This window comes from Bacillus sp. NPDC094106 (assembly GCF_044764345.1).
Lineage (GTDB): Bacteria > Bacillota > Bacilli > Bacillales > Bacillaceae_G > Bacillus_A.
The window spans coordinates 1-21270 of the sequence record NZ_JBIWHY010000034.1 but is presented as its reverse complement, the minus strand read 5'-3'; the positions used below and the strand labels follow the sequence as shown (position 1 = coordinate 21270).

23 protein-coding genes and 3 pseudogenes are annotated in these 21270 nt (G+C 32.3%); 19 read left to right on the top strand and 7 right to left on the bottom strand.

Annotated elements, in window-relative coordinates; all coding sequences use genetic code 11:
• The first annotated feature begins 356 nt into the window (after positions 1-356).
• The 6 genes and pseudogenes from ACIQ7L_RS27380 to ACIQ7L_RS27355 all read left to right on the top strand — a co-directional run bounded on the left by ACIQ7L_RS27380 (position 357) and on the right by ACIQ7L_RS27355 (position 5924).
• Positions 357-1205, top strand: a complete 849-nt coding sequence (locus ACIQ7L_RS27380) for a hypothetical protein (protein ID WP_400573285.1) — start codon at positions 357-359, stop codon at positions 1203-1205.
• 870 nt (positions 1206-2075) lie between these two features.
• Positions 2076-2458 (top strand): annotated as a pseudogene (locus ACIQ7L_RS27375) (transposase); the annotation flags it as partial.
• A 36-nt stretch (positions 2459-2494) separates the two neighbouring features.
• Positions 2495-2611 carry an IS3 family transposase gene (locus ACIQ7L_RS28205; RefSeq protein ID WP_483861816.1) on the top strand — a complete coding sequence of 39 codons (117 nt, stop codon included), beginning with the start codon at positions 2495-2497 and terminating at the stop codon, positions 2609-2611.
• A gap of 1738 nt (positions 2612-4349) precedes the next feature.
• Positions 4350-5297, top strand: coding sequence for a ParA superfamily DNA segregation protein PrgP (prgP, locus tag ACIQ7L_RS27365; RefSeq protein WP_400573283.1), 948 nt, complete (start codon positions 4350-4352; stop codon positions 5295-5297).
• Complete coding sequence (locus ACIQ7L_RS27360) at positions 5242-5541, top strand: hypothetical protein (RefSeq protein ID WP_400573281.1); 300 nt, start codon at positions 5242-5244, stop codon at positions 5539-5541. Before prgP ends, ACIQ7L_RS27360 begins: the two co-directional genes overlap by 56 nt.
• 32 nt (positions 5542-5573) lie before the next feature.
• Positions 5574-5924, top strand: a complete 351-nt coding sequence (locus ACIQ7L_RS27355; protein ID WP_400573279.1) for a hypothetical protein — start codon at positions 5574-5576, stop codon at positions 5922-5924.
• A gap of 185 nt (positions 5925-6109) precedes the next feature.
• Here ACIQ7L_RS27355 and ACIQ7L_RS27350 read toward each other — a convergent pair whose 3' ends face one another.
• On the bottom strand, positions 6110-6709 hold the full coding sequence (locus ACIQ7L_RS27350; RefSeq protein WP_400573277.1) for a DUF3967 domain-containing protein: 600 nt from the start codon (positions 6707-6709) through the stop codon (positions 6110-6112).
• 150 nt (positions 6710-6859) lie between these two features.
• Between ACIQ7L_RS27350 and ACIQ7L_RS27345 the strand changes: the two genes are divergently transcribed.
• Positions 6860-7018, top strand: a complete 159-nt coding sequence (locus ACIQ7L_RS27345) for a hypothetical protein (RefSeq protein ID WP_400573275.1) — start codon at positions 6860-6862, stop codon at positions 7016-7018.
• On the opposite strand, the gene ACIQ7L_RS27340 is transcribed toward ACIQ7L_RS27345, so the two are convergent.
• The 3 genes and pseudogenes from ACIQ7L_RS27340 to ACIQ7L_RS27330 all read right to left on the bottom strand — a co-directional run bounded on the left by ACIQ7L_RS27340 (position 6999) and on the right by ACIQ7L_RS27330 (position 9341).
• Positions 6999-7532, bottom strand: a complete 534-nt coding sequence (locus ACIQ7L_RS27340) for a hypothetical protein (RefSeq protein ID WP_400573273.1) — start codon at positions 7530-7532, stop codon at positions 6999-7001. The genes ACIQ7L_RS27345 and ACIQ7L_RS27340 overlap by 20 nt on opposite strands.
• Before the next feature lie 19 nt (positions 7533-7551).
• Positions 7552-8073, bottom strand: coding sequence for a replication-relaxation family protein (locus tag ACIQ7L_RS27335; protein WP_400573271.1), 522 nt, complete (start codon positions 8071-8073; stop codon positions 7552-7554).
• Positions 8066-9341 (bottom strand): annotated as a pseudogene (locus ACIQ7L_RS27330) (FtsK/SpoIIIE domain-containing protein). The gene ACIQ7L_RS27335 and the pseudogene ACIQ7L_RS27330 overlap by 8 nt, the downstream one beginning before the upstream one ends.
• Before the next feature lie 298 nt (positions 9342-9639).
• Between ACIQ7L_RS27330 and ACIQ7L_RS27325 the strand changes: the two are divergent.
• The gene (locus ACIQ7L_RS27325) at positions 9640-9861 is read left to right on the top strand and encodes a helix-turn-helix domain-containing protein (protein WP_400573270.1); all 222 of its coding nucleotides are present in this window, start codon (positions 9640-9642) and stop codon (positions 9859-9861) included.
• A 774-nt stretch (positions 9862-10635) separates the two neighbouring features.
• On the opposite strand, the gene ACIQ7L_RS27315 is transcribed toward ACIQ7L_RS27325, so the two are convergent.
• The gene (locus tag ACIQ7L_RS27315) at positions 10636-11025 is read right to left on the bottom strand and encodes a hypothetical protein (protein WP_400573268.1); all 390 of its coding nucleotides are present in this window, start codon (positions 11023-11025) and stop codon (positions 10636-10638) included.
• 274 nt (positions 11026-11299) lie between these two features.
• On the opposite strand from ACIQ7L_RS27315, the gene ACIQ7L_RS27310 reads away from it, so the two are divergent.
• Entirely contained in the window at positions 11300-12007 is a 708-nt protein-coding gene (locus ACIQ7L_RS27310; protein ID WP_400573266.1) for an IS6 family transposase, read from the top strand.
• Positions 12008-12270: 263 nt separating this feature from the next.
• Here the strand turns inward: ACIQ7L_RS27310 and ACIQ7L_RS27305 are convergent, their stop codons facing one another.
• Positions 12271-13125 carry a helix-turn-helix domain-containing protein gene (locus ACIQ7L_RS27305; protein WP_400573264.1) on the bottom strand — a complete coding sequence of 285 codons (855 nt, stop codon included), beginning with the start codon at positions 13123-13125 and terminating at the stop codon, positions 12271-12273.
• Positions 13126-13518: 393 nt separating this feature from the next.
• Between ACIQ7L_RS27305 and ACIQ7L_RS27300 the strand changes: the two genes are divergently transcribed.
• From ACIQ7L_RS27300 to ACIQ7L_RS27255, 10 genes are all read left to right on the top strand, one after another.
• Positions 13519-14226 (top strand): IS6 family transposase, encoded by a 708-nt coding sequence (locus ACIQ7L_RS27300; protein WP_400573262.1) that lies wholly within the window; start codon positions 13519-13521, stop codon positions 14224-14226.
• Positions 14227-14460: 234 nt separating this feature from the next.
• A complete protein-coding gene (locus ACIQ7L_RS27295; protein ID WP_400573261.1) occupies positions 14461-15129 on the top strand; it encodes a trypsin-like serine protease in 669 nt (222 codons plus the stop codon).
• Positions 15130-15144: 15 nt separating this feature from the next.
• On the top strand, positions 15145-15291 hold the full coding sequence (locus ACIQ7L_RS27290; RefSeq protein ID WP_400573259.1) for a class III lanthipeptide: 147 nt from the start codon (positions 15145-15147) through the stop codon (positions 15289-15291).
• A 96-nt stretch (positions 15292-15387) separates the two neighbouring features.
• The gene (gene lanKC, locus ACIQ7L_RS27285) at positions 15388-17961 is read left to right on the top strand and encodes a class III lanthionine synthetase LanKC (RefSeq protein ID WP_400573257.1); all 2574 of its coding nucleotides are present in this window, start codon (positions 15388-15390) and stop codon (positions 17959-17961) included.
• Positions 17962-17978: 17 nt separating this feature from the next.
• Complete coding sequence (locus ACIQ7L_RS27280) at positions 17979-18104, top strand: class III lanthipeptide (protein WP_400573255.1); 126 nt, start codon at positions 17979-17981, stop codon at positions 18102-18104.
• 65 nt (positions 18105-18169) lie between these two features.
• Complete coding sequence (locus ACIQ7L_RS27275; RefSeq protein ID WP_400573253.1) at positions 18170-18289, top strand: class III lanthipeptide; 120 nt, start codon at positions 18170-18172, stop codon at positions 18287-18289.
• A gap of 65 nt (positions 18290-18354) precedes the next feature.
• On the top strand, positions 18355-18474 hold the full coding sequence (locus tag ACIQ7L_RS27270; protein WP_400573251.1) for a class III lanthipeptide: 120 nt from the start codon (positions 18355-18357) through the stop codon (positions 18472-18474).
• A 65-nt stretch (positions 18475-18539) separates the two neighbouring features.
• Positions 18540-18659: a class III lanthipeptide gene (locus ACIQ7L_RS27265; RefSeq protein ID WP_400573249.1), complete on the top strand. Its 120-nt coding sequence runs from the start codon at positions 18540-18542 to the stop codon at positions 18657-18659.
• 65 nt (positions 18660-18724) lie between these two features.
• Entirely contained in the window at positions 18725-18844 is a 120-nt protein-coding gene (locus tag ACIQ7L_RS27260) for a class III lanthipeptide (protein WP_400573247.1), read from the top strand.
• Between the two features lie 126 nt (positions 18845-18970).
• The gene (locus ACIQ7L_RS27255) at positions 18971-20701 is read left to right on the top strand and encodes an ABC transporter ATP-binding protein (RefSeq protein WP_400573245.1); all 1731 of its coding nucleotides are present in this window, start codon (positions 18971-18973) and stop codon (positions 20699-20701) included.
• Positions 20702-21058: 357 nt separating this feature from the next.
• On the opposite strand, the pseudogene ACIQ7L_RS27250 reads toward ACIQ7L_RS27255, so the two are convergent.
• Positions 21059-21175: pseudogene (locus tag ACIQ7L_RS27250) on the bottom strand (DUF3967 domain-containing protein); the annotation flags it as partial.
• Positions 21176-21270: the final 95 nt, after the last annotated feature.

Genomic DNA, 21270 nt, shown 5'->3' with positions numbered 1-21270 from the left:
AGGGATCAGGAGTTAATATTATTTAATTCTAGTACGAATCTACCAATCCTCGTTAAGCTTCCCAATTTCTCTTCTTTTTTGGTCACTCTTCTGCTATGATGAAGAGTAGATATATAGATTTTCAAACAATTAACTTTATCTAAAAACTAAAAACCCCGGCGGTAGTTTTTAGATGGTCATTTGGTTGGTCGCCTAGTCACCATTTAAAAACTTCAAGAAGCAGAGGTTTTGTAAATTACGTAATTCAATTAATACTATCTATAGAGATAGTATCATACTTCGAAAAAAACGTAAATACAAAACCTCTAGTTTCCTATACTCTTTTTCGCCGGGATTGGAAATTGGAGGCTTTTTTGATGGCAAACGATATTTTTAAACATGCTAGAAAACGAGGACATAGTGTTGTAGAAAACGCACTACTAGATGATTGTAACCTTACTGGAATGGCAAAATACCTTTTAATTCAATTTTGTTCGCACCGTGATGGTGTTTGGAAGGTTAACATGCTAGATATTATTAAACGTTCTAAAAACGGACGTGATGCACACTATAACGCACTTAAAGAATTGATACATAACAAATATGCTGCTCGTGTTAAAGTTTTAGAAAAAGGTAAGTTCATACAACAAATTTATATTTACGGGCAGATAAAAGAAGATGTAACCGAAATGTTCGAAGAAACTGTAGGAGAACTAAAAACACAAGGTTATACGGTTCGGATAGAGTTCGGGGAGCCATTTCCTGAAAATCCGGATGTGGAAAACCCGAATCCGGAAAGTCAGTACAATATAAATAACCAAAGAAAAAATACAAAAAAAGAAAATACCAATACATATATAAATGATATAGCGAAATTTGATGATGATAAGCGAAGCTTCTCTTCTCCTTCCCTAACTGAAGAACAATTAAATTTAATCGTTAATACTCTTAGGGAAGCTACAAAAGACGAATTAACAGATAGAAGTTTTAAATCTGTTTTACGAAAAATAATGGATAAATATAATCAAGGGAAAGTCTCTAACTTTAGGGATTATTTGATTACGGCTTTAGTTAATAAAATTGAAGAATTGGAGTTTCGTAGAATTAAAGAGAATGCAAAGAAACAACTAGAAACAGACAAGCTTGATAGAAATATTATAGCTCAGTCACTTTCAGAGCATAAATATACAGGTAAAGTTCCTTTCTATGATTGGCTAGCATCATAATAGTAGCCCTCGGCTGCTACGAGAACTACATAATGGGTGAATAGAAAGAAGTTTCTTTGTTCTATTTGAGTGTACACTTTATTATTTAGGGGTACCGTCACATCGCTATCAAGCTAAGCTCATGTAACGTCAATGATAAGCAAGATTGTTTCTTTTTTCGAAAGTTTGAAACACCCTATAAATCTGATATTAACGAAGTGTTTTCTATAGCATTTAAAATGAATACTCTTATTAATATTCTAAATTACAAGTTAGAAAAAAAGGATACAAACCTATTAAAGCGGGACTTGGACTAGCGTATGGACGCGTTCTCATGATTAAGGCTGGATATAATGGTTCGGGAATAAATGATGTTGTGTGAATGGGAGATGCAGTTAATTAAGCATCGAAGATGTGTGGTAAGGCTAATAAAGAGGTTTCAGAACCTATTGTAGTGACTGAACTTTATTATGATAACCTGAATGACCATAATAAAGGGTTAATGAAGAAGAAATCTTTTTTTGAAGGTTATTATTATGGAAATGTTATAGACATCAACATGTATAAATGGTTAGAAGATATGAGAAAAAAAGATGCTGAAAAAAATAAAATGAGCTGGTGATTACTAGGAGAGATGATGATACATCTCTTCTTTTTATGTCGAATTTGCTTAGCGTATATTTTCGTTAATTATCTTAACTAGTCATTACGTATGACTTTACAGTATTCATTGTAAAGTTATACGTTTTTTTATTTCTTTCAAGACTCTTTAACTATACTATTTTTTTATAGTGTTTATAGTAAATAAAGAAGGTGTATAGGCTACACTGAACTAGACAAAAAAATTAAGGTCAAGTAGACTACAACTAATATGTTTGAGGAGAATCTACTATGACGAAAAATAAAAAAGGAAGAAGAACCTTTACAGCGGAATTTAAGCACCAAATGGTTCAACTGTATCAAAATGGTAAACCAAGGAAAGACATCATTAAAGAATACGGATTAACACCATCATCATTGGATCGGTGGATCAATCAAAATCATACGTCTGGCTCGTTTAAAGAGAAAGATAATAAGACCGCTGAACAACTAGAGTTGGAAGCGTTGAGAAAACAAAACAAACAACTTCTTATGGAAAATGATATTTTAAAGCAAGCAGCGCTGATACTAGGACGAAAGTAAAAGTAGTGAAGAATAATCTACATAAATACTCGATATCAGCAATGTGCAATGTCCTACAATTATCAAGAGCAACGTATTATTATGAAGCCAAATAAGCACAAGAGACAGTAGATGAATTGTCACCACTCGTGAAAGAGATCTTCCGAAAGAGCCCCTACAAAATCTTTAAAACAGAGTTCGTTCGCGGTCGTCATTTCGCAAGTTTAGAAGAATTGACCTTAGAATTGAACGACTACGTAAACTGATTTAATAATGTTAGAATCCATAGAACACTGAGCTGTTTGAGTCCTGTTCAGTACAGGCAGGAACACCTTAAAAAAATTGTCTAATTTCGTGTTGACATACCATGTATTTTAAGGGTTATTTTATATATTAGTGGACATAAAAGACTAATTTTAAATATTGTGATGTCCGCTAATGCTTGTTGCGTGATTCTGTTCCATTGCTACACAAAGACCAATATAATCAACAGATATAATTTCACGTACTATATCTATTGTGTAAAACCAATTTTAGAAATAGGGAAGATTCTATACCGTGAACCCCTTATCCTCCATCTTAGATAGTGATAATTACTTATTTCTATCACTATCGTAGCCAGTGGTATTTTTAGTTAGTGGAATATCTCATATTTTTCATCTTTTCTTGATAATTAGTATTGACTGAAGGTTTTGAGGGTTTTTATCATGTGGGAACGGTTAAGGAAAACGGCTGGAAGACAGATTTATCCCCTACTTTGAAAGATTATAAAAAATAATCAATCAAAGTAGGAAGGATCAGCGTCTTTTTTTTTCATGCGGTCACTTGTAAGGTATCCGTATGTATAGACCCTATTCACTTAACAGTTTTCACCGTACACGCCCTCTGCCTAAGACTTGTCCACTACACAAAGCCATCCCTGTGCGACAAGCTGAACGTGTTCCCTAGCACCGTAATGCTAATGGCTACCACCCGAACCTTTAAAGGTAGTTCTCACCTACCCTCACCGAATGAATAGGAATCCAGTGAGGGGTGCTGTTTTTGTAGGCGTATACTCTGTACCCCCTGCACGACCAACAGCAAGCCAGGCCGTAACACGTTCCCGCTATATATAGCAGCACGTAATTACGGTTTATCAGTTTTTAACGTGGTTTCAGGCAATTCCACGTTGAATAGAAAACAAAAAAAGGCATCACCCATTCCTAAATGACCTGTACATTTACAAGACTTCTAGGTATAGATAACGCCCTTTATATATCTTTTTGACTACGAAAAATCAATTCTAGTAATTACTAGTTGAATTTTAGTCAAATCATAGATAAAATGGGTATATCAAAGAAGCCTCTGTGAAAGGCATTATTGTTTAAGTTAGTGGTGGTACCCTACTTAAACCGAAATCCCGTCTGGTAAAACAGGCTATCTCTAGTAAGTGTTGGTAGCAATTACTAGAATTGAGTCATTCCCGCTAAAGGTTGGTAGCCGATAGCAAATGGGAGTGACTTTTTTATTTTCTGTTCATATTCAATTGTTTGTAACTTTGCTCTATCGATCTTCATTTATTTAAAGTATCAAAATATGTTTTGTTTTGTAGAATGATGCTTGTTGTGTATTACGTTACAACAAGCTTTTTTGTTTGTAAATGCCCCTAAAAGTGGATTAATCTCATCTGATTCATTTAAAAGAAGGACAAAAAGATACAAGGATAAAAAGATACATTTATCCTTAGATAAAAAGATACATTTATGCACGTTGAGTATCTTTAGATACAAAGATAAAAAGATAAAAAGATAAAAAGATACATTAATAAGTGTTGATTTTACAGGATTTTAATCAAATGAACTGTACACGAAAAACAACGATAATCTATTAAACATAAAAAAAGATACATTTATCCTTTTACTTTTTGTACAAGCTCATGTTATTATCGATTTAAGAATAAAAAGATAAAAAGATACATTTATCCTTTGTTACAATTATATTACAATTTTAAAAGGAGCGATTCCTGTGAAAAAAGGATGCGTAATAATCAACGCCCAACAAAAAGGTGGAGTTGGAAAAACAACTGATTCGTGTATGGAATCTCTTGTGGCTTCTTTAATCTTTAATAAGAAAGTTTTATTTATTGATACTGACCTTCAAGGGAACGGTACAACGTTCTTAGCAAAATCATTTAATATTACCGAAATGCAAAAGACATTAATGAAGTGTCTTGAAGATGGAGACTTATCAGAAGGTATTGTGCAGCTCCATGAAAACCTTGATATGATCCCATGCGGATATGATATGAGGAAATACACTGACTTCTTAATCGAAAATTTCAATACGATTGAGGACAGAACTTTTTACCTTTCTAGATTGCTAGAAAAAATTAAGTATAACTACGATTACATATTCATCGATATTCCGCCTTCAACAGATTTAAAAGTGGATAATGCGATGGTAGCAAGCGACTATATTATTGTTGTTCAAGAAACTCAACAATTTTCATATGAAGGAAGTCAACGTTTAATCTTTGAATACATCCAAACATTAGTTGATGATTTTGGGTCACTCGTAAAAATGCAAGTTGCTGGAGTACTTCCTGTATTACTGCAACAAAAACGTGCTTTACACAAAGAAATCGTTAAAAGTACAATTGCTACTTTTGGTGAAGAAAATGTATTTACTACGATTATTAACAATCACGCACGTTTAGAATGGTATCCGCGAATTGGATTACAATTTGAAGATCATCATGATAAAAGAATGCTAGCTTTATTCTGTGATATTTTCTGTGAATTAGAAGAAAGAATTCACCTTTTCGAGACTGAGGGAGATATTGAACCGGGATATAGATATACACCTAAGTATTTCGTAGAAAATAAACTAACTAAGTTAGGGAAGGGGATTGACATAAGTGGCTTTAATCAAAAGGGAAACACCGCAAGAACCGAAGATAGCACAATCTGCTAATACAGAAAGAAATGTTCAGAGTACAACTAATAGCAACGTACAAAATAAGAAAGTTTTAACAGCTCAAGATAGAAAGAACATAAAAGTAACACCTGAATCATTCAGTAAAATTAAAACTATTTGTACAATGAAGAGTATGAAGAATTACGAATTTATTGATGAAATTTTAGAGTTCTACATCGCTAATAATTTAACTGAGCGTGAGCAACGTATTTTAAAGAATATAACATCTAACAATAAATAGCTTTAAGTGATTACTAAATAGGAGTGGTACCTTTGGAAAATAAAAGTAAATCTTTTGTAGTAATTGCGACACCTATTACTGAAAGTTCAGATTTAACTATTCAAAGCGATCGCACTAACACGGAAAAGGAAATACAGACACCAGAGAAACCAGATCAACGTTTAGTTCCATCTAAAACAGCTAAAATTTCACCAGCTGTTTTGCTAAAGCTAAATACCCTTAAACCATTTATTCAAGAACAAGAAGGTATGGATAAAACATCAATTAACAATATCATTGATATGCTTGTTGAAAACTATGTAGATACCAAGCTAACAAATCGACATTCTAAAGGATATAAAGATATGTACAAGCGTCTTTATGAGATGTTAGAGAATAAATAAAGAAAAAGAAGTGTCCTTGTTTTTCATTGAGGATACTTCTTTTTTATTATGTATCTAAAGATAAATGTATCCTTTTATCTTTTTATCTTTTTATCTTTTTATCTTTTTATCTTTTTATCTTTTTATCTTTTTATCTTTTTATCTTAAGCAGGAAAAACAAATACTCCTGCTTTTCTTCCTTGTCCTCACCAAAACCTCCACCACGGCTTTTTCTTCTCTTTTGCAGCTGCAGCTTCATCACGAAATTCCTGCATTAATTTCTTAGCTTGTTGGATCTCACGTAGTGTTTTCATAAGGGTCTCGTCTCGCGCTTCCAGTCGTTTTTCAACTCGTTCATTGTGTTGTTCTATACTTACTTTGATTTCCTCGCTTCTTTGCACTGCTTGTTCATTTAATCGTTCTTCCATCGCTAATATACTCTGATTCATTTCCTTCGTCATAACGCTGTATTGTTGTTGGAGCTGTTCTTGAATGTGGAATTGTATTAGACCTGTTTCTTTAGATTCTTCTTCGTTAGCAACTAAATCCGGATTAATGCTTTCCAACTTTTGTGCAATCATCTTTGCTGCTTTTTCTAGCGTCATACCGTCATGCTTGCTGAGTTCAATTAACTTCTCGATAACCATAATGTCGTTTTCTGTGTATTCTCTCTTACCTTGTGTATTCTTTTTAATGATGTAGGACTCTCGCTGGAGTACTTCAACGTATTTTCTTAGTGTGCTATCACTCACCTTCAAGCGACTATAGACGTCTTTTGCGGTATAAATGATTTTCATATCCGACATAACGCTATAACACCTCCTAAAAGAAAATATTCCATGGCACCATACTAATTCCTGCAAATAAAAACACATTATATTTTCACTATATTTCACGTGTTTTTTTGAAGGAAATTTATTTGTTATAATAAATTTACAACATATAAGAGGTGTGTTATGGGGAGAAAATTACTTTTTGAAGATGTCAAAGAAGCCTTTGAAAAACGAGGTTATCAATTACTAGAAAAAGAATATATACGTTCTCATATACTTATGAAGTTTAGATGTCCTAAGCACCGTGATAAAGACTTAAAAATTAGCTACAATAAATTATAAAATGGAAGAGATTGTAAATATTGTAGTAAAGAAAATTATTATATTGCCTTAGCAATCTCATAAATAGTGGTATCATCTGTACGACGATATAACCTATCCCTGCACGAGATATAAGGTTAAATCCTCTCTCTTGACTGCCAACCATAATAAACAATCCACCACATAGCGCTACAACGGATGCAATAGGATAGGATACTACTTTGATTAAAAAGATAACCGGTTCAAATGCATTCACAATCCTGTTGTATAGTTGGCCGTCCATATAATTTTTAAACTTGCCGTCTATAGATTGAGCGTCTTTAAATACTTCATTAACATCATTCCCGGGATCCGCAGCAAACGCATGAGGAATATCTATAATATTGCTGAATATAATAGCACTACCGATCACAAGACTGATACGCACCGCCACAGGTGCATATTTTTTTGCTTTCTTTTTGAACAAGCACCATTTTCTCTTCGCTCCATAATTACCATCCATAAAATCTTTGATGCTCATTGCCCCAGTTGCCATATGGACCATCTCCTCAGTTTTAATGGAAATCTGTAACCGTAAATATGTTGCAATCCAATCCCTCGCAAAACTTTTTCAATTGATTTCTGCGGTATTCCGTGCACGTATACCAAGTAAACTTAAGTGGTTTATCAAATAAATTGCAATCGATTAGCTTGCGATACTTCTGCATTTTCACTCGGTTTGCACTCATTTTCTGCTCATGATCTATCTCTAAAATGTGATATCTTCCGTCTTCACTGAATAAAGCATCTTCAATTACAGAAACGATACCTTTTACATTCATTCTGACTTCCTGCTTCCAAGTACCAGGGCATCCATATGCAATATAGATATCATTCCTCATAATGTAGTGTCTGAATTGATTAGAACGTTTGAGCACCTTCTTAGAACCAATACGTTCACGTCCTTCTTTATTGAGATAGTAAACTTTTTCGGAGTCTCTGAAGCTAGATACATATTCTTCGAGATCCTTCATAACACGGGAAGCATTTCTGTCTTCGCCAAGATTATGAAGTACCTGGATTTGCTTCCTAGTCAAGAATCCCAATTTCCTCAAGCTGTAAAGTATGTTGTCTGTTCTTGTTTCTTTCCTCGCTAACTTTTGCATTCTCCTTCCTCGCTCTAATATTGATGTGTGGCTGATGTTATCGACTTTCTTGTTATCGATGTAAATCGTTTGCAAGACTCTCTTTTCATTGGTTTGGTATATTGCCCTATCCTTTACACCCTGCGCCGCCCTCATCCAATACTGCACGGCTCCCAGCTTCCGTTTGTAACCTGAAACAAATACGCACGCCGATATTTTGACGAAGCTGTGATGGTAAGGCTTCATTCGTCGGATATTGAGTCGCATATACCCAGCGAAACCCTGCTGCCCAGCCACGTATTCCTATGTCCACAATGATGTCTTTACATTCCTGGTATGACGCTATGTCGGCAGCTTCATCGACAAGTACAAAGTACCTAGTTTGATCACCTGCTTCTTTTATATCTTCGAATCCTTTTTCTAATAGGTATTCGTTTCTATCATTCAGTTTGTTTTGCAATTCTCTTAGAGTCTGTAAGGCTTCGTTGGGGTTCTTTGCATAGGATTTGACTTGGTTTAGGAATCTGTATCGGTTGAAGGATAGACCACCCTTCAAATCAATAAGGAATAGCTTTGTATTTTCAGATTGATTGCGTACAAGAGATGTAATTATGAGTTTCAATACATTTGACTTCCCCATATCTGTCATCCCTGCTGAGATCATGTGTGCAATCTTATCGAAATCATGTTTTATCAATCCATCCCTGGTAAAACCGATAGGAACCTCCCATCCTCTACACTGTTTCATCATGTTTTCCTCGAATTTCACGAAATTAGGAATCCCTTTCTCATATATTCGTATCTTCAATAACCCATCGTAAGAAAGCTCCTTTTCCTTTCTAATACATTTTTTCTTGTTTATGATGTTTTATTTGTTTCAAGATATCTTTTCGCAAATGAAGAGATTTGAAGTCTGATAGCTTAAAATCATAAACCTCGCTCTTATGGTTTCCCCCGTCTTCTAAATGCTGCATCTTTTGCTCAAAATCGGAGAAACTAAGTCCGAGCGGAATCCTGTAAGCGTACTCGACTCCCCACTCATTTCTTGTTTTACGAAGCAATTGAATGGTCCTAGTGTCTTTTCCTTCTTTAACTGTTAATCCGCAGTTTGCGCAAATTCTCTGGATTTTAGCAGCGTCATTTGTCGCACCTTTTTGATGCATTTTCGAGAAAAGAATCACACCGCTGACTGCAGCTGAACTGACTAACTCAAATATCAAAGTTTCCACCACCTTCTCTGTATGTTTTGATAAAAACAGTCCCTAAAGATTAGAAGAGGGAAGAACGACTATGAATCATTGAAAGTAGTAATCTCGTAATGTCTGTAGTATTGTTCTGCGAGAGAATTCTTTTTGGAATAGGAAAAATGAAATTTTAAAAGGCTATCAGATATAACCTGTGACTCGTATTTGGTTTGGTATGGTAAAAGGTATTATGTACTGTTTGGTCTTTATGTCAGTTTTTTTCCTGCGTTTAAAAAAATGACGAAAAGGGCAAGCTATACCTGAGGTGGTAAAGGTGTTTGGACTGGGTAAAAAACGTAGTAAATTTGGAAGATGGTTAGATAAACAAGGAATTACACAAGGGGAATTAGAGAAAGCAGCTAAATTAAGTAGGGGCACAATTTCCAAGCTGTGCAACGATAAAACATATATACCGAAATTTTCAACAATCAATCAAATTACAAGAGGATTAAAAAGACTAGGAAAAAATATAAAAGAAAATGATTTTTGGATGTAGCTTCGCTCAAACGAGCGGAGCTTTTTTTAGGGAATAGTGCGCGGATCTAATCATTGAAACGTCATAAAAGGTATAAAGAAATTCTAAAAAAAATACAAAATAGTATTAAAATATTAGTCCTTTGTAGATATAATGCCATTTGATATTTAAAAAATTATTTTGCAGAATATGTACTCATTTGATGCAACTCACTAACGCATAAAAACTACGAAGATCTACACACAAAATAATTCGGTTAGCTAATAGAGAATAATCATACAAGGTAACCCCTCCAAAACAGAACATTAGTCAAGTACGTTCATATGGAGAACCAACTGACCAAGCCTCTAGAACTGCCGTCACATTAAATGAATATTTAAATGCCCAAGTACAATGGAAAGTTCCCTACCTATGTCACAACTGTGGTTTATTTTGGTTACCCAGACCAAGGAAATACAAATGGACTAGTTGATTTATCCAAAGAAAACAAAGTTAACCGCTTTACTACAACAGGGAAACTTAAAAATTTCTTCAAGCAAGAACTAACAAAACCACAAAAATTGAGTAATGGGGTCCCGCCACATATCCATCAACCTAAGATTTTGAAGTATCCCCAAAACGAAAATTTCATCTTTTCATAGCTGTCCATAGGACATTTAGTTCATTTTTTCGTTTTGGGGAAGAATGTATTTCTTAACTTGATAGCGATGGGGCGGTACACCAAAAAGAACAAAATACCAATTCACAAATGAATTGGTATTTTGTTCATCAAATTGAAATTAAATAACTATAAAACTAATCCTTTTCAACTGTATATCTAACTTGTTTAAAGTTTACCATGTCTCCATTTTCAGTATCATCTTTAGTTTGCAAAAGTTGAACTTTTGGCTTGTAGTCGGTCCTATGAGCATCTTTGATGCCCTTAATGTTAAGTTTGTAGGATTCATCATTTTTTATTTTTTGTTCAAATACTTTTTTATTGGCAACAAAAATAAAGGTCACTTTATTTTCATCAATTCCCTCAGTCATAAATTCTAATTGATTATCTTTTGTTGTAATCATTGGTGTTAATAATTTAATGCTTCCATTTCCAGTTTCTTCCAAAGATTTTTCTGCTATAGATGAACATCCAGATAATGTGATAACAGAAAATAGAATAAAACTTAATCCAATTCTCTTTTTCATAAAATCACCTCAACCCCCAAAAATTTTCGAATTCGTCAGTCGTCAGCAGGGGAATAAATTGTCATTCCCAACCCGTTAGCGTGGAACATAGATGATTAGCTGTCAACCTCTTGAAATTATACCATGATATGTAAATAATAAAAAGTTGTATATGGGGGGCGCCTCATCACCATCAAGCTAAAGAGGATTCTGGTGCAAAAATTCTAAAGCTTGTGCAATGAATCTTTAAATCTTGGACATACTGATACTATTACTCTAAAAGGATGTGATTGGTATGGAAAAACAAAATCTATTCAAATGGAAGCATTATCAACCAGATATGATTTTGTTAATGGTACGTTGGTACCTGCGGTACAATCTCAGTTTTCGTGATTTGGTGGAAATGATGGAGGAACGAGGATTATCCTTGGCCCATACCACGATTATGCGTTGGATTCATCAATATGGACCGGAGTTTGATAAAAGAATCCGACGTCAACTTAAACAAACGAATGATTCATGGAGAGTGGATGAATCATATATAAAAGTAAAGGGACAATGGATGTATTTATATCGTGCCGTTGATTCTGAAGGAAACACCATTGACTTTTATCTAAGTAAAACGAGAAATCATAAGGCTGCAAAGCGATTCTTCAATAAAGCTTTGCTGTCTCTTCATGTTTCGAAACCGCGTGTGATTATAGTGGATAAAAATCCAGCTTACCCAATTGCAATTGAAAAATTGAAGAAAGAAAAAAAGATGCCCGAAGGCATCCAAACTAGACAACTCAAATATCTAAATAACATAGTGGAACAAGATCATCGCTTTATTAAGAAGCGTATACGTTCTATGTTGGGATTCAAATCGTACCAAACGGCTGTATCTATCTTAAGTGGTGTAGAAGCGATGTATATGGTCAAAAAAGGACAAATTGATATAAGAAATCAATCTGTCCAAAATCAGAATCTCTTTATCCACCAATTATTTGGATTAACAGTATAAATAAATATTACAATAGGAATTCTTACTTTTGGTTTAATTTACTATTTTTTCGCACCAGAATCATTAAATTCTTAGGTTGATGGCCATGGGGCGTTATTAAATTCTTAAGTTGATGGGCATGCGGCAGGACCCTAATTAAACCTAATGTTATTAATAAAAGTGTATTATATCAGGTTCAACAAAGCATCCCAATAGGTTTTACCCTTTGTTACAACAGCGCTTTAAAGAGGTTACATTGAGAACTCATTAGAATAAAAAATCATCTAAATACTTAAATCTACATTTAAAAAATACTTTACTTCCCTTTTCACACCTTGTACTAAATTTGTTGCTTCAATTGCTGTTAGTAATTCACAGAATTCCCCGATGTTTTCAAGGTTTTTAGTACAAATTGACAATCTAATTTTAGCTAATAAAAGTAAATCATACCTGTGAGTAATTTTACATATTTCAATGCTTTTAAGTAAATATTCTGTTGCTTGGTCTTTCAAATTTTTTTGCAAAAATAGAAAAGAAAGATTGAGATAGAAAGCATTTTTTAATTTTAGCAAGTGTGGATATTTACTTTCGATTGTCTTTAAGGTATGAATTGCCATATTAAATGCTGTATCAATTGGAAAAAAGTAAAGAATATTATTAATTAAAAATAAATCAATAATTAACCAATCATCTAATTTTGATAATCGCTCCCACACTGGTTTCAAATTTTCATAAATAGTACTTAAATCATATCCTTTTTCGAAATTTTGAAGGGACTCTAAAACTATTAAAATGCTATTTATTTCGACATCAAAGGTATTAGATAGATAATTTTTACATTCATTAATAATTTTAGATATAGGTTCATCTTGTGTCGTTTCAGATAAGTTCATAAAGTCATAAAGTATTTGCATTTTGGGATCTAATTTATAGTCGTTTTGAATATAAAAAAATTCATTAGTATTTAAATCTAATCTCGTAATTAATTTTTGTGCATTTGAAATAGTAGGTTCTTGTTTTCCATTTTCAATTTTTGAAATCGAAGTCCTTGAAACGATATCTGCACCTAAATATGTTTGACTAAGGCCTCGTGATTCTCTAATTCGCTTTAAAGTACTCCCGAAATTCTGATCATTCATAGTTGTTTCTCCTATGTGTGAATATAGTTTACATTATAATAAATTTTAACATATTATCTATAAAATTACAGTGTAAGTAAAGTTTGAATTTTCGAAATTAAAATTTATGAATTTAAAAAACAACAATCTATTAATATGAAGAGGAAGGGTCATAATGAATACTTTAATTTGGATTATCGGCGGTTAATATTAAATACAATGAGTTTAGACGTTATCATTATTTATTTGAAGAGAATAAGTTTTATGAAAAACTAATAGACATCTAAGATCAGAGAGGATTTTTGCAAAAGAGAAAATGTCTTGGTTCTGGCGCAAAAATTCTAAAGCTTGTGCAATGAATCTTTAAATCTTCGACATACTGATACTATTACTCTAAAAAGGTGTGTGATTGGTATGAAAAAGGAAAATTTGTTCAAATGGAAGCATTATCAACCAGATATGATTTTGTTAATGGTACGTTGGTACCTGCGGTACAATCTCAGTTTTCGTGATTTGGTGGAAATGATGGAGGAACGAGGATTATCCTTGGCCCATACCACGATTATGCGTTGGATTCATCAATATGGACCGGAGTTTGATAAAAGAATCCGACGTCAACTTAAACAAACGAATGATTCATGGAGAGTGGATGAATCATATATAAAAGTAAAGGGACAATGGATGTATTTATATCGTGCCGTTGATTCTGAAGGAAACACCATTGACTTTTATCTAAGTAAAACGAGAAATCATAAGGCTGCAAAGCGATTCTTCAATAAAGCTTTGCTGTCTCTTCATGTTTCGAAACCGCGTGTGATTATAGTGGATAAAAATCCAGCTTACCCAATTGCAATTGAAAAATTGAAGAAAGAAAAAAAGATGCCCGAAGGCATCCAAACTAGACAACTCAAATATCTAAATAACATAGTGGAACAAGATCATCGCTTTATTAAGAAGCGTATACGTTCTATGTTGGGATTCAAATCGTACCAAACGGCTGTATCTATCTTAAGTGGTGTAGAAGCGATGTATATGGTCAAAAAAGGACAAATTGATATAAGAAATCAATTTGTCCAAAATCAGAATCTCTTTATCCACCAATTATTTGGATTAACAGTATAAATAAATATTACAATAGGAATTCTTGCTTTCGGTTTAATTTACCATTTTTTTGCACCAGAACCAGAATAATCAAAAAACATATAAATTGCGGCTGCTTACAGTAAATTATTGAGATTAATAGAAAAATACGTTAATTTATAAAATGTAATATACTAATAATCAGAATTATACATGACATAATAATTTATAGTTAAGTAGGTCTGGGATCAAAATAACTAAAAATATGGTGGTTATATGGAAAAAGTAGAAGAAATAATCCAAACGAGTACCGGTTTGTTGGAATTTTATAAAAAAGGAAACAAAATGATTAGTAATGCTGCGATAATTAACGGTAATGGAATTCCAATTATTGTAACAGCAGCCCATTGTATTTATGATTGGTATACAAAAACGTATTCCGAAAGAATGGTATTTATTAACGGTAAAAAACAGCGATATGAAATAGATAGGGCCTTTATGCGAAAAGAATGGATTAATGAGGGAATAGTGGATTATGACACAGCTTTTCTTACTTTAAAAAATTCATTCGATATGGAAATGAATAAGTTAGTTCAGCCAGTCTTTAATTTACAAAAGGAACAAAAGTTTTATATTTCATCGATCCGTAATAGATTTTTTGGGGGGAATTCAATGAAAGTGATTGAAGGTACCTCATTTAAAGATTTTATACATAACTCTACTTTGATAGGTGTTAGAGGTAATTTAAAAAGTGGAAGTTCAGGTGGTCCCTGGCTAATAGAATATGAAAATGCTATTTATCAAAATTCAAATACTAGTTTATCATTTAAGCAAAATAAAAAGATAGTTTGGGGGCCTTTTTGGGGGCCTGAGATAAAGGATATATATATATCTAGTATTAATGGAGTGGAATTGAATAAAAATATTATTATAAATAAAATTTAAAAGGAGGTGATTCTAATGTCAATGCAAACGGCAAAAAACAGCGTTTTATCTTTACAACGTATGAAAGCAGCGAATTCTAATGATACAACTGGCTCTAATGTTAGTGTCTGGTGTAAAAAGAATAGCACTGTAAGCGCATTCGCGTGTGTATTGGGTAAATAATGAATTTTCAAAATAGATATACTTTTCAAAAAGTATATCTATATAAATAAAGGCACCATGGGTGCCTTTATTTAAAATACTATTGAGGTGTATACTATGGACTTTAGATATATGAAATACATTGGTAATAGGAGCTATTATTACACTTATCCAAAAGAAAAAAATCAAGAGTCATTATTGAAGGTAGAGAATATTCCTGATAAATATATTGTAATTGATGGCGAGCACTGGATAAATATATTATATAAAAAACAAAATTTACCTAAGCAAGGCTGGAAAATTCATATAAGCTCAGCTTTAGAAAATGCTCAAGAAACTCTAGATATTGTTTCTCCCCTAATGATTGAACGTAATATATCCTTTAAATATGTTAAAAGTTTATATGAATTGAGTTTGAAAGATTCAAAATATGGTGATCGAGGTTCTTCGGGTAAATTTATAACTATATATCCTAGTAATATTCCGCAATTTATAGAATTATTAAGGTTATTAGAAAAAAGTTTATCTGCTTTACCTAAGGGTCCATATATATTAAATGATAAAAGATGGTTTAATTCTAATGTCTATTTTAGGTATGGTTCTTTTGCCGAAAGATATTTTTATAAAGACGGTCAAAAGATTTACGCAATAGAAAATTTAGATGGTGAATTAGTAGAAGATTTAAGGACTCCTTACTATTCTCTCCCTGATTTTGTAGATGAACCTACTGAGATTAAAGAAATGGAGAAGCTTTTGGATAGTGAGATTTCGCCATCACTTTTAGATACATTGGAAATTAAAAAAGCAATACATTTCAGCAATGGTGGCGGCGTATATTTAGCAGTAGACAAAGAGAATAATGAAGTAGTCTTAAAAGAAGGTAGACCAAACACGGGACTTGATGCACAAAATAGAGATGCCTTTTCTAGGGTGATAAATGAAGGTAACATTCTTGATAAATTAAGTAAAGCGAAATATCCTGTAAAAAAAATAGATACATTTGAAGCTTGGGAACATAGTTTCTTATTAGAAGAATACATAGAAGGAGATGATCTTTCTTCTTGGATGGTTCACAGCTACCCTTTCTCCTCTTCAAAGAATAATGAATCATATACTAAATCTTGTGTGAATATATTAACACAGTTGATTGAAGCAGTGGAAGAAATTCATAGTTTTAATGTAGGAATGGGAGATTTATCACCCTCTAATGTAATAGTGAACGAAAAAGAAGAAGTTAGATTAATTGATTTTGAAACAGCTAGTACAAATGATGATGTGAATCCTGGTTTGATGACTCCTGGATATGTAGGAGATTTATCGATGAATAGAGAACAATGTGACTGGTTTGCATTATTGAGAATAGCAAGACAATTATTTATTCCAATTGGTACTGTTCCAGATATCTCTTCGAATATGGATAATATTCATAATTCTTGGATTGAGAAAACATTTGGAAAAGAGGCACTTAATATAGTACAAAAAATCCAGTCTATCTCAGATCGATATGGCGCTCGTCCTATGGAAGAATTAATGTCAACGAATGGTCAATTTTATGAAGAGTTTGATTTAAAAACAATGATAAAGAAATTAAGACATGGAATATTTAAAGATTTATCTAGTAATGAGATATTATTACCTGGCGATATAAGACAATTTGAAATGGCCACAGGAAAGTTAAATGTTCTAACTGGTGGTTTCGGTGTCGCAATGGCATTGCATAAAACAGGGGGAATAAATGATACGGTAGTTAAGTGGATTGAAAATCAAAAAATAAGTGACCTGATAAATCTAGAGAATGGATTATATACGGGGAAGGCCGGAATTGCAACAGTTTTATGGCAATTAGGTTATAAACAAGAATCAATGGAATTATTTGATTCAATCATTGAACTTGAAGATCTTAAAGACGTTTCGTTAGCTACTGGTTTAAGTGGTATTGGTCTTGCTTTTCTAGGACTAGATTATGAGTTGGAAAGTGATTGTTATTTTGAAAAGTGTTTGAAAATTGCTGATATTTTAGAGCAAAGATTATATGAAAATGTTCCAATTATTCCATTTGATGAAGGTATTGTTGATAAAGGTATATTCACTAGTTGGTCAGGTGTATCATTGTTCTTTTCTGCGCTATATAAAAAAACTAAAAACACTAAATGGTTATCATTAGCCCAAAAAACTTTAGAGAAAGATTTATCTTTAGGGGTCTTTGATGAAGATGGAGTGTATCACATAGATGATGACTTTAGAGTTTTACCATACTTAGCAGGTGGTAGTTGCGGACTAGCAATAGCTATAATTGAGTTAGAGATACATAGTAGAACCAATCCATGGACGAAAGAAATAGAAGGAATTTCAAAAATAGCGGGGGATAAGACATTTTATAATTGTGGTTTATTTCACGGAACAGCAGGTATAGTAGCTACTTCAAATTTAATAGATCTTTACAAGGGTAGTAATGATTTGACAAAGTCAGCTCTCCAAATTTTAAATTTACACCTTTTAGAGAAAGATAATTATTTGTATACCCCAGGCGATTCATGTTTCCGAGTATCTGGTGATTTACTTTCTGGGTCGTCAGGATTGCTATTAGTGTTACAAGATATTTTAGATTCTCAAAATTATTCTTGGCTTCCAATACTTAATTTAGCAAAAGTATTAGAATCAGCAAAAGTATTAGAAACTGTAAACATTTAGGAAAGGAGGTGAGATCAATGCATAAAGTCTTATCATTACAAAAGATTGATAATGTAGTCGGAAAGAAAAAAGATAAAACAAAAAATTCCGGGGTTAGTTATGGATGTGCTCCATCAAGTAACACTAGTTGGTTTTTCTGTTAAGAATGTAAGTTTAAGGAATTAAAAGGGGTACAATTAAAAATCCAATGAATAAGGGGACAAATAAAATGAACAAAGTTTTATCATTACAAAAAGCAGCTGTATCTAAAGATATTCAATTAAAAGCAGCATCAAATCGGAGCCACGTATGTAAAGGTAGTAGTAATGCAAGTTGGTTTGCGTGCTAAGAATGTAAGTTTAAGGAATTAAAAAGGGTACAATTAAAAATCCAATGAATAAGGGGACAAATAAAATGAACAAAGTTTTATCATTACAAAAAGCAGCTGTATCTAAAGATATTCAATTAAAAGCAGCATCAAATCGGAGCTACGTATGTAAAGGTAGTAGTAATGCAAGTTATTTTGCGTGCTAAGAATGTAAGTTTAAGGAATTAAAAAGGGTACAATTAAAAATCCAATGAATAAGGGGACAAATAAAATGAACAAAGTTTTATCATTACAAAAAGCAGCTGTATCTAAAGATATTCAATTAAAAGCAGCATCAAATCAGAGCTACGTATGTAAAGGTAGTAGTAATGCAAGTTGGTTTGCGTGCTAAGAATGTAAGTTTAAGGAATTAAAAAGGGTACAATTAAAAATCCAATGAATAAGGGGACAAATAAAATGAACAAAGTTTTATCATTACAAAAAGCAGCTGTATCTAAAGATATTCAATTAAAAGCAGCATCAAATCAAAGTTTCGTATGTAAAGGTAGTAGTAATGCAAGTTGGTTTGCGTGCTAAGAATGTAAGTTTAAAGCATTAAAAGAGTATAGTCAATAAATTTACAAATGAGAGTAAGGCAATAAAGTTTATATCTAATCAAACTTTATTGCTTTTCTTTAGATTTTTGTATAAGGTGGAATTTATTTGAACGTATATAAAATATTACTTTTAGCGATAAATGACAAAAGAAAAAAAATATTTTTATCTATTATTATTGCGGTATCTATGCTTTTTACTTGCGCATCTTTACTATTTCCTCTTCTTATAAAAGATATAGTGAGTGATGTTGAAAAGGGTACAATTAGTATAATAAGTATATTAATTGTAATTGTTTTTCTAATATTAAAGTCAATATTAGAAGCCATAAATGAATACATGATATCTAAATTTGGTAATATTATTATTAGAGATTTGCAAAAAAATATATATAGTGAAATTTTATATTATAATGTTTCGTTTTTTGATAATTATCATAGTGGAGAGATTTCAAGTAGAATAGTTAATGATACAGAAGTTATAAAAGCGTTAGTATCTATTCACATTCCTAGAGTGGTTAACGGTTTAATATTAGTAATAGGTGCTCTGGTTTTAACTTTAATTTTAGATTGGAAATTAACAATAGTTATTTTGCTAATAACTCCATTTATTTTCGGAACAATATTACCTTTAATGAATAGATTGGAGAATGTTGGGGATAGCCAACAGAAAGAAAAATCAATATTTATATCTAAAACACAAGAAACTTTTAAAAATATTAAAATGGTAAAGTCTTCTAAAGCGGAAAAAGTTGAAGAATCAAGTATTTTTGAATGTATAAATAATCTGTATAAAGCTAATTTAAAAGAAAGTAAATTATTTGCTATTGTGGCGCCTATAGTTAACTTAGTACTTATTTTTGGATTACTAGTTGTAGCAGGTTATGGGTCTTACCGAATAATTGATGGAACACTATCTTTAAGTGTACTAATTGCTTTTATAATGTATGCAGTTCAAATGATAAATCCAATTGGTACAATTGGTCACTTCATTGGTGAATATCGCAAAGCAAATGGATCATTTCAAAGTCTAAAAACTATACTAGATTCTAACACCAGAGAATCTACAGGGGAAAAATGTTATCAATTTAATGAAACTTTAAAATTCAATTTGGTTTCATTAGAAATTTCGGGAAATAAAATCCTAGATAATGTTAGTTTTAATATAAAAAAAGGTGAGACTTTAACAATAATTGGACCATCTGGATCTGGGAAAACAACTGTTATGAATTTATTGGAGAAATTTTATTTTCCTAATGCAGGTATGATTACTTTTGATGATGAAAATATAAATAATATGGATACATTAGATATTAGGGGAAATATAGGTATAGTCAGTCAAAATTCACCTATAGTTAGTGGCACTATACTTGATAACTTAACGTATGGTCTCGATAGAACACAGATAGAAGAAGAACAATTAGTTAATGCTATTAAAGAAGCCAATCTAACTAATTTTGTGAATTCTCAGAACCGTGATTTGCATACATATGTTGGAGAAAGTGGAGATAAATTATCCGGAGGAGAAAAACAACGCATTAATATAGCTCGATTATTTTTGAAAAAACCAGACATTATTTTATTAGATGAACCTTCATCAAGTTTAGATATAGAATCTCGAAAATTAGTGTCACAAGCTATGGAGAAATTAACTAAAGATAAAACGGTTATAAAGATCACACACAATTTAGATGAGTTGTCGCGAGATGATAATATCCTATTTATTGAGGACGGAAAAGTTGTTGCTACGGGAAGACATATACACCTATATAACAATAATAAACGTTATAGAGATTTTATTTCTAATCAATTTACACATCAACCATTGGAGTTAGTATAGTCATATGGACACAACTTAGTTAAGTCCTTACAATGGATTTCAAGGAGGAAGTGTCCGTATGGCAAACAAGAAATTTAATGAAGAATTTAAAAAATGATTGTTGGATTTTATCATTCAGAACGATCTGTGAAAAGTGACCGACATCCCGTTAATAAGAATCTCTTTTTTTGCCTATTTAATGTCATTAATCATTATTAGTGGTTCTGGTGCCTCGACTTAATAACCTTATGCATTGAAAAATATTAAAAAAACAATTAATCCTCTTAAAATTATTGATTTATAAACTTATACTTTTATAAAAATATAAGTTTATAAAAGTATAAAAAACACCTTCCGTAACAATACACCTCACATGGTTCATCCCCAAAACTCCCACCACGATTTCTTTTTCAACCTCGCTCCCGCTACTTCTTCCTGAGCTGTCACAATAGTACGTTTCACATCTTGAATCTCTCTAACCACTTTCATAAGATTTTGGATAGGCTACACTGAACTAGACAAAAAAATTAAGGTCAAGTAGACTACAACTAATATATTTGAGGGGAATCTACTATGACGAAAAATAAAAG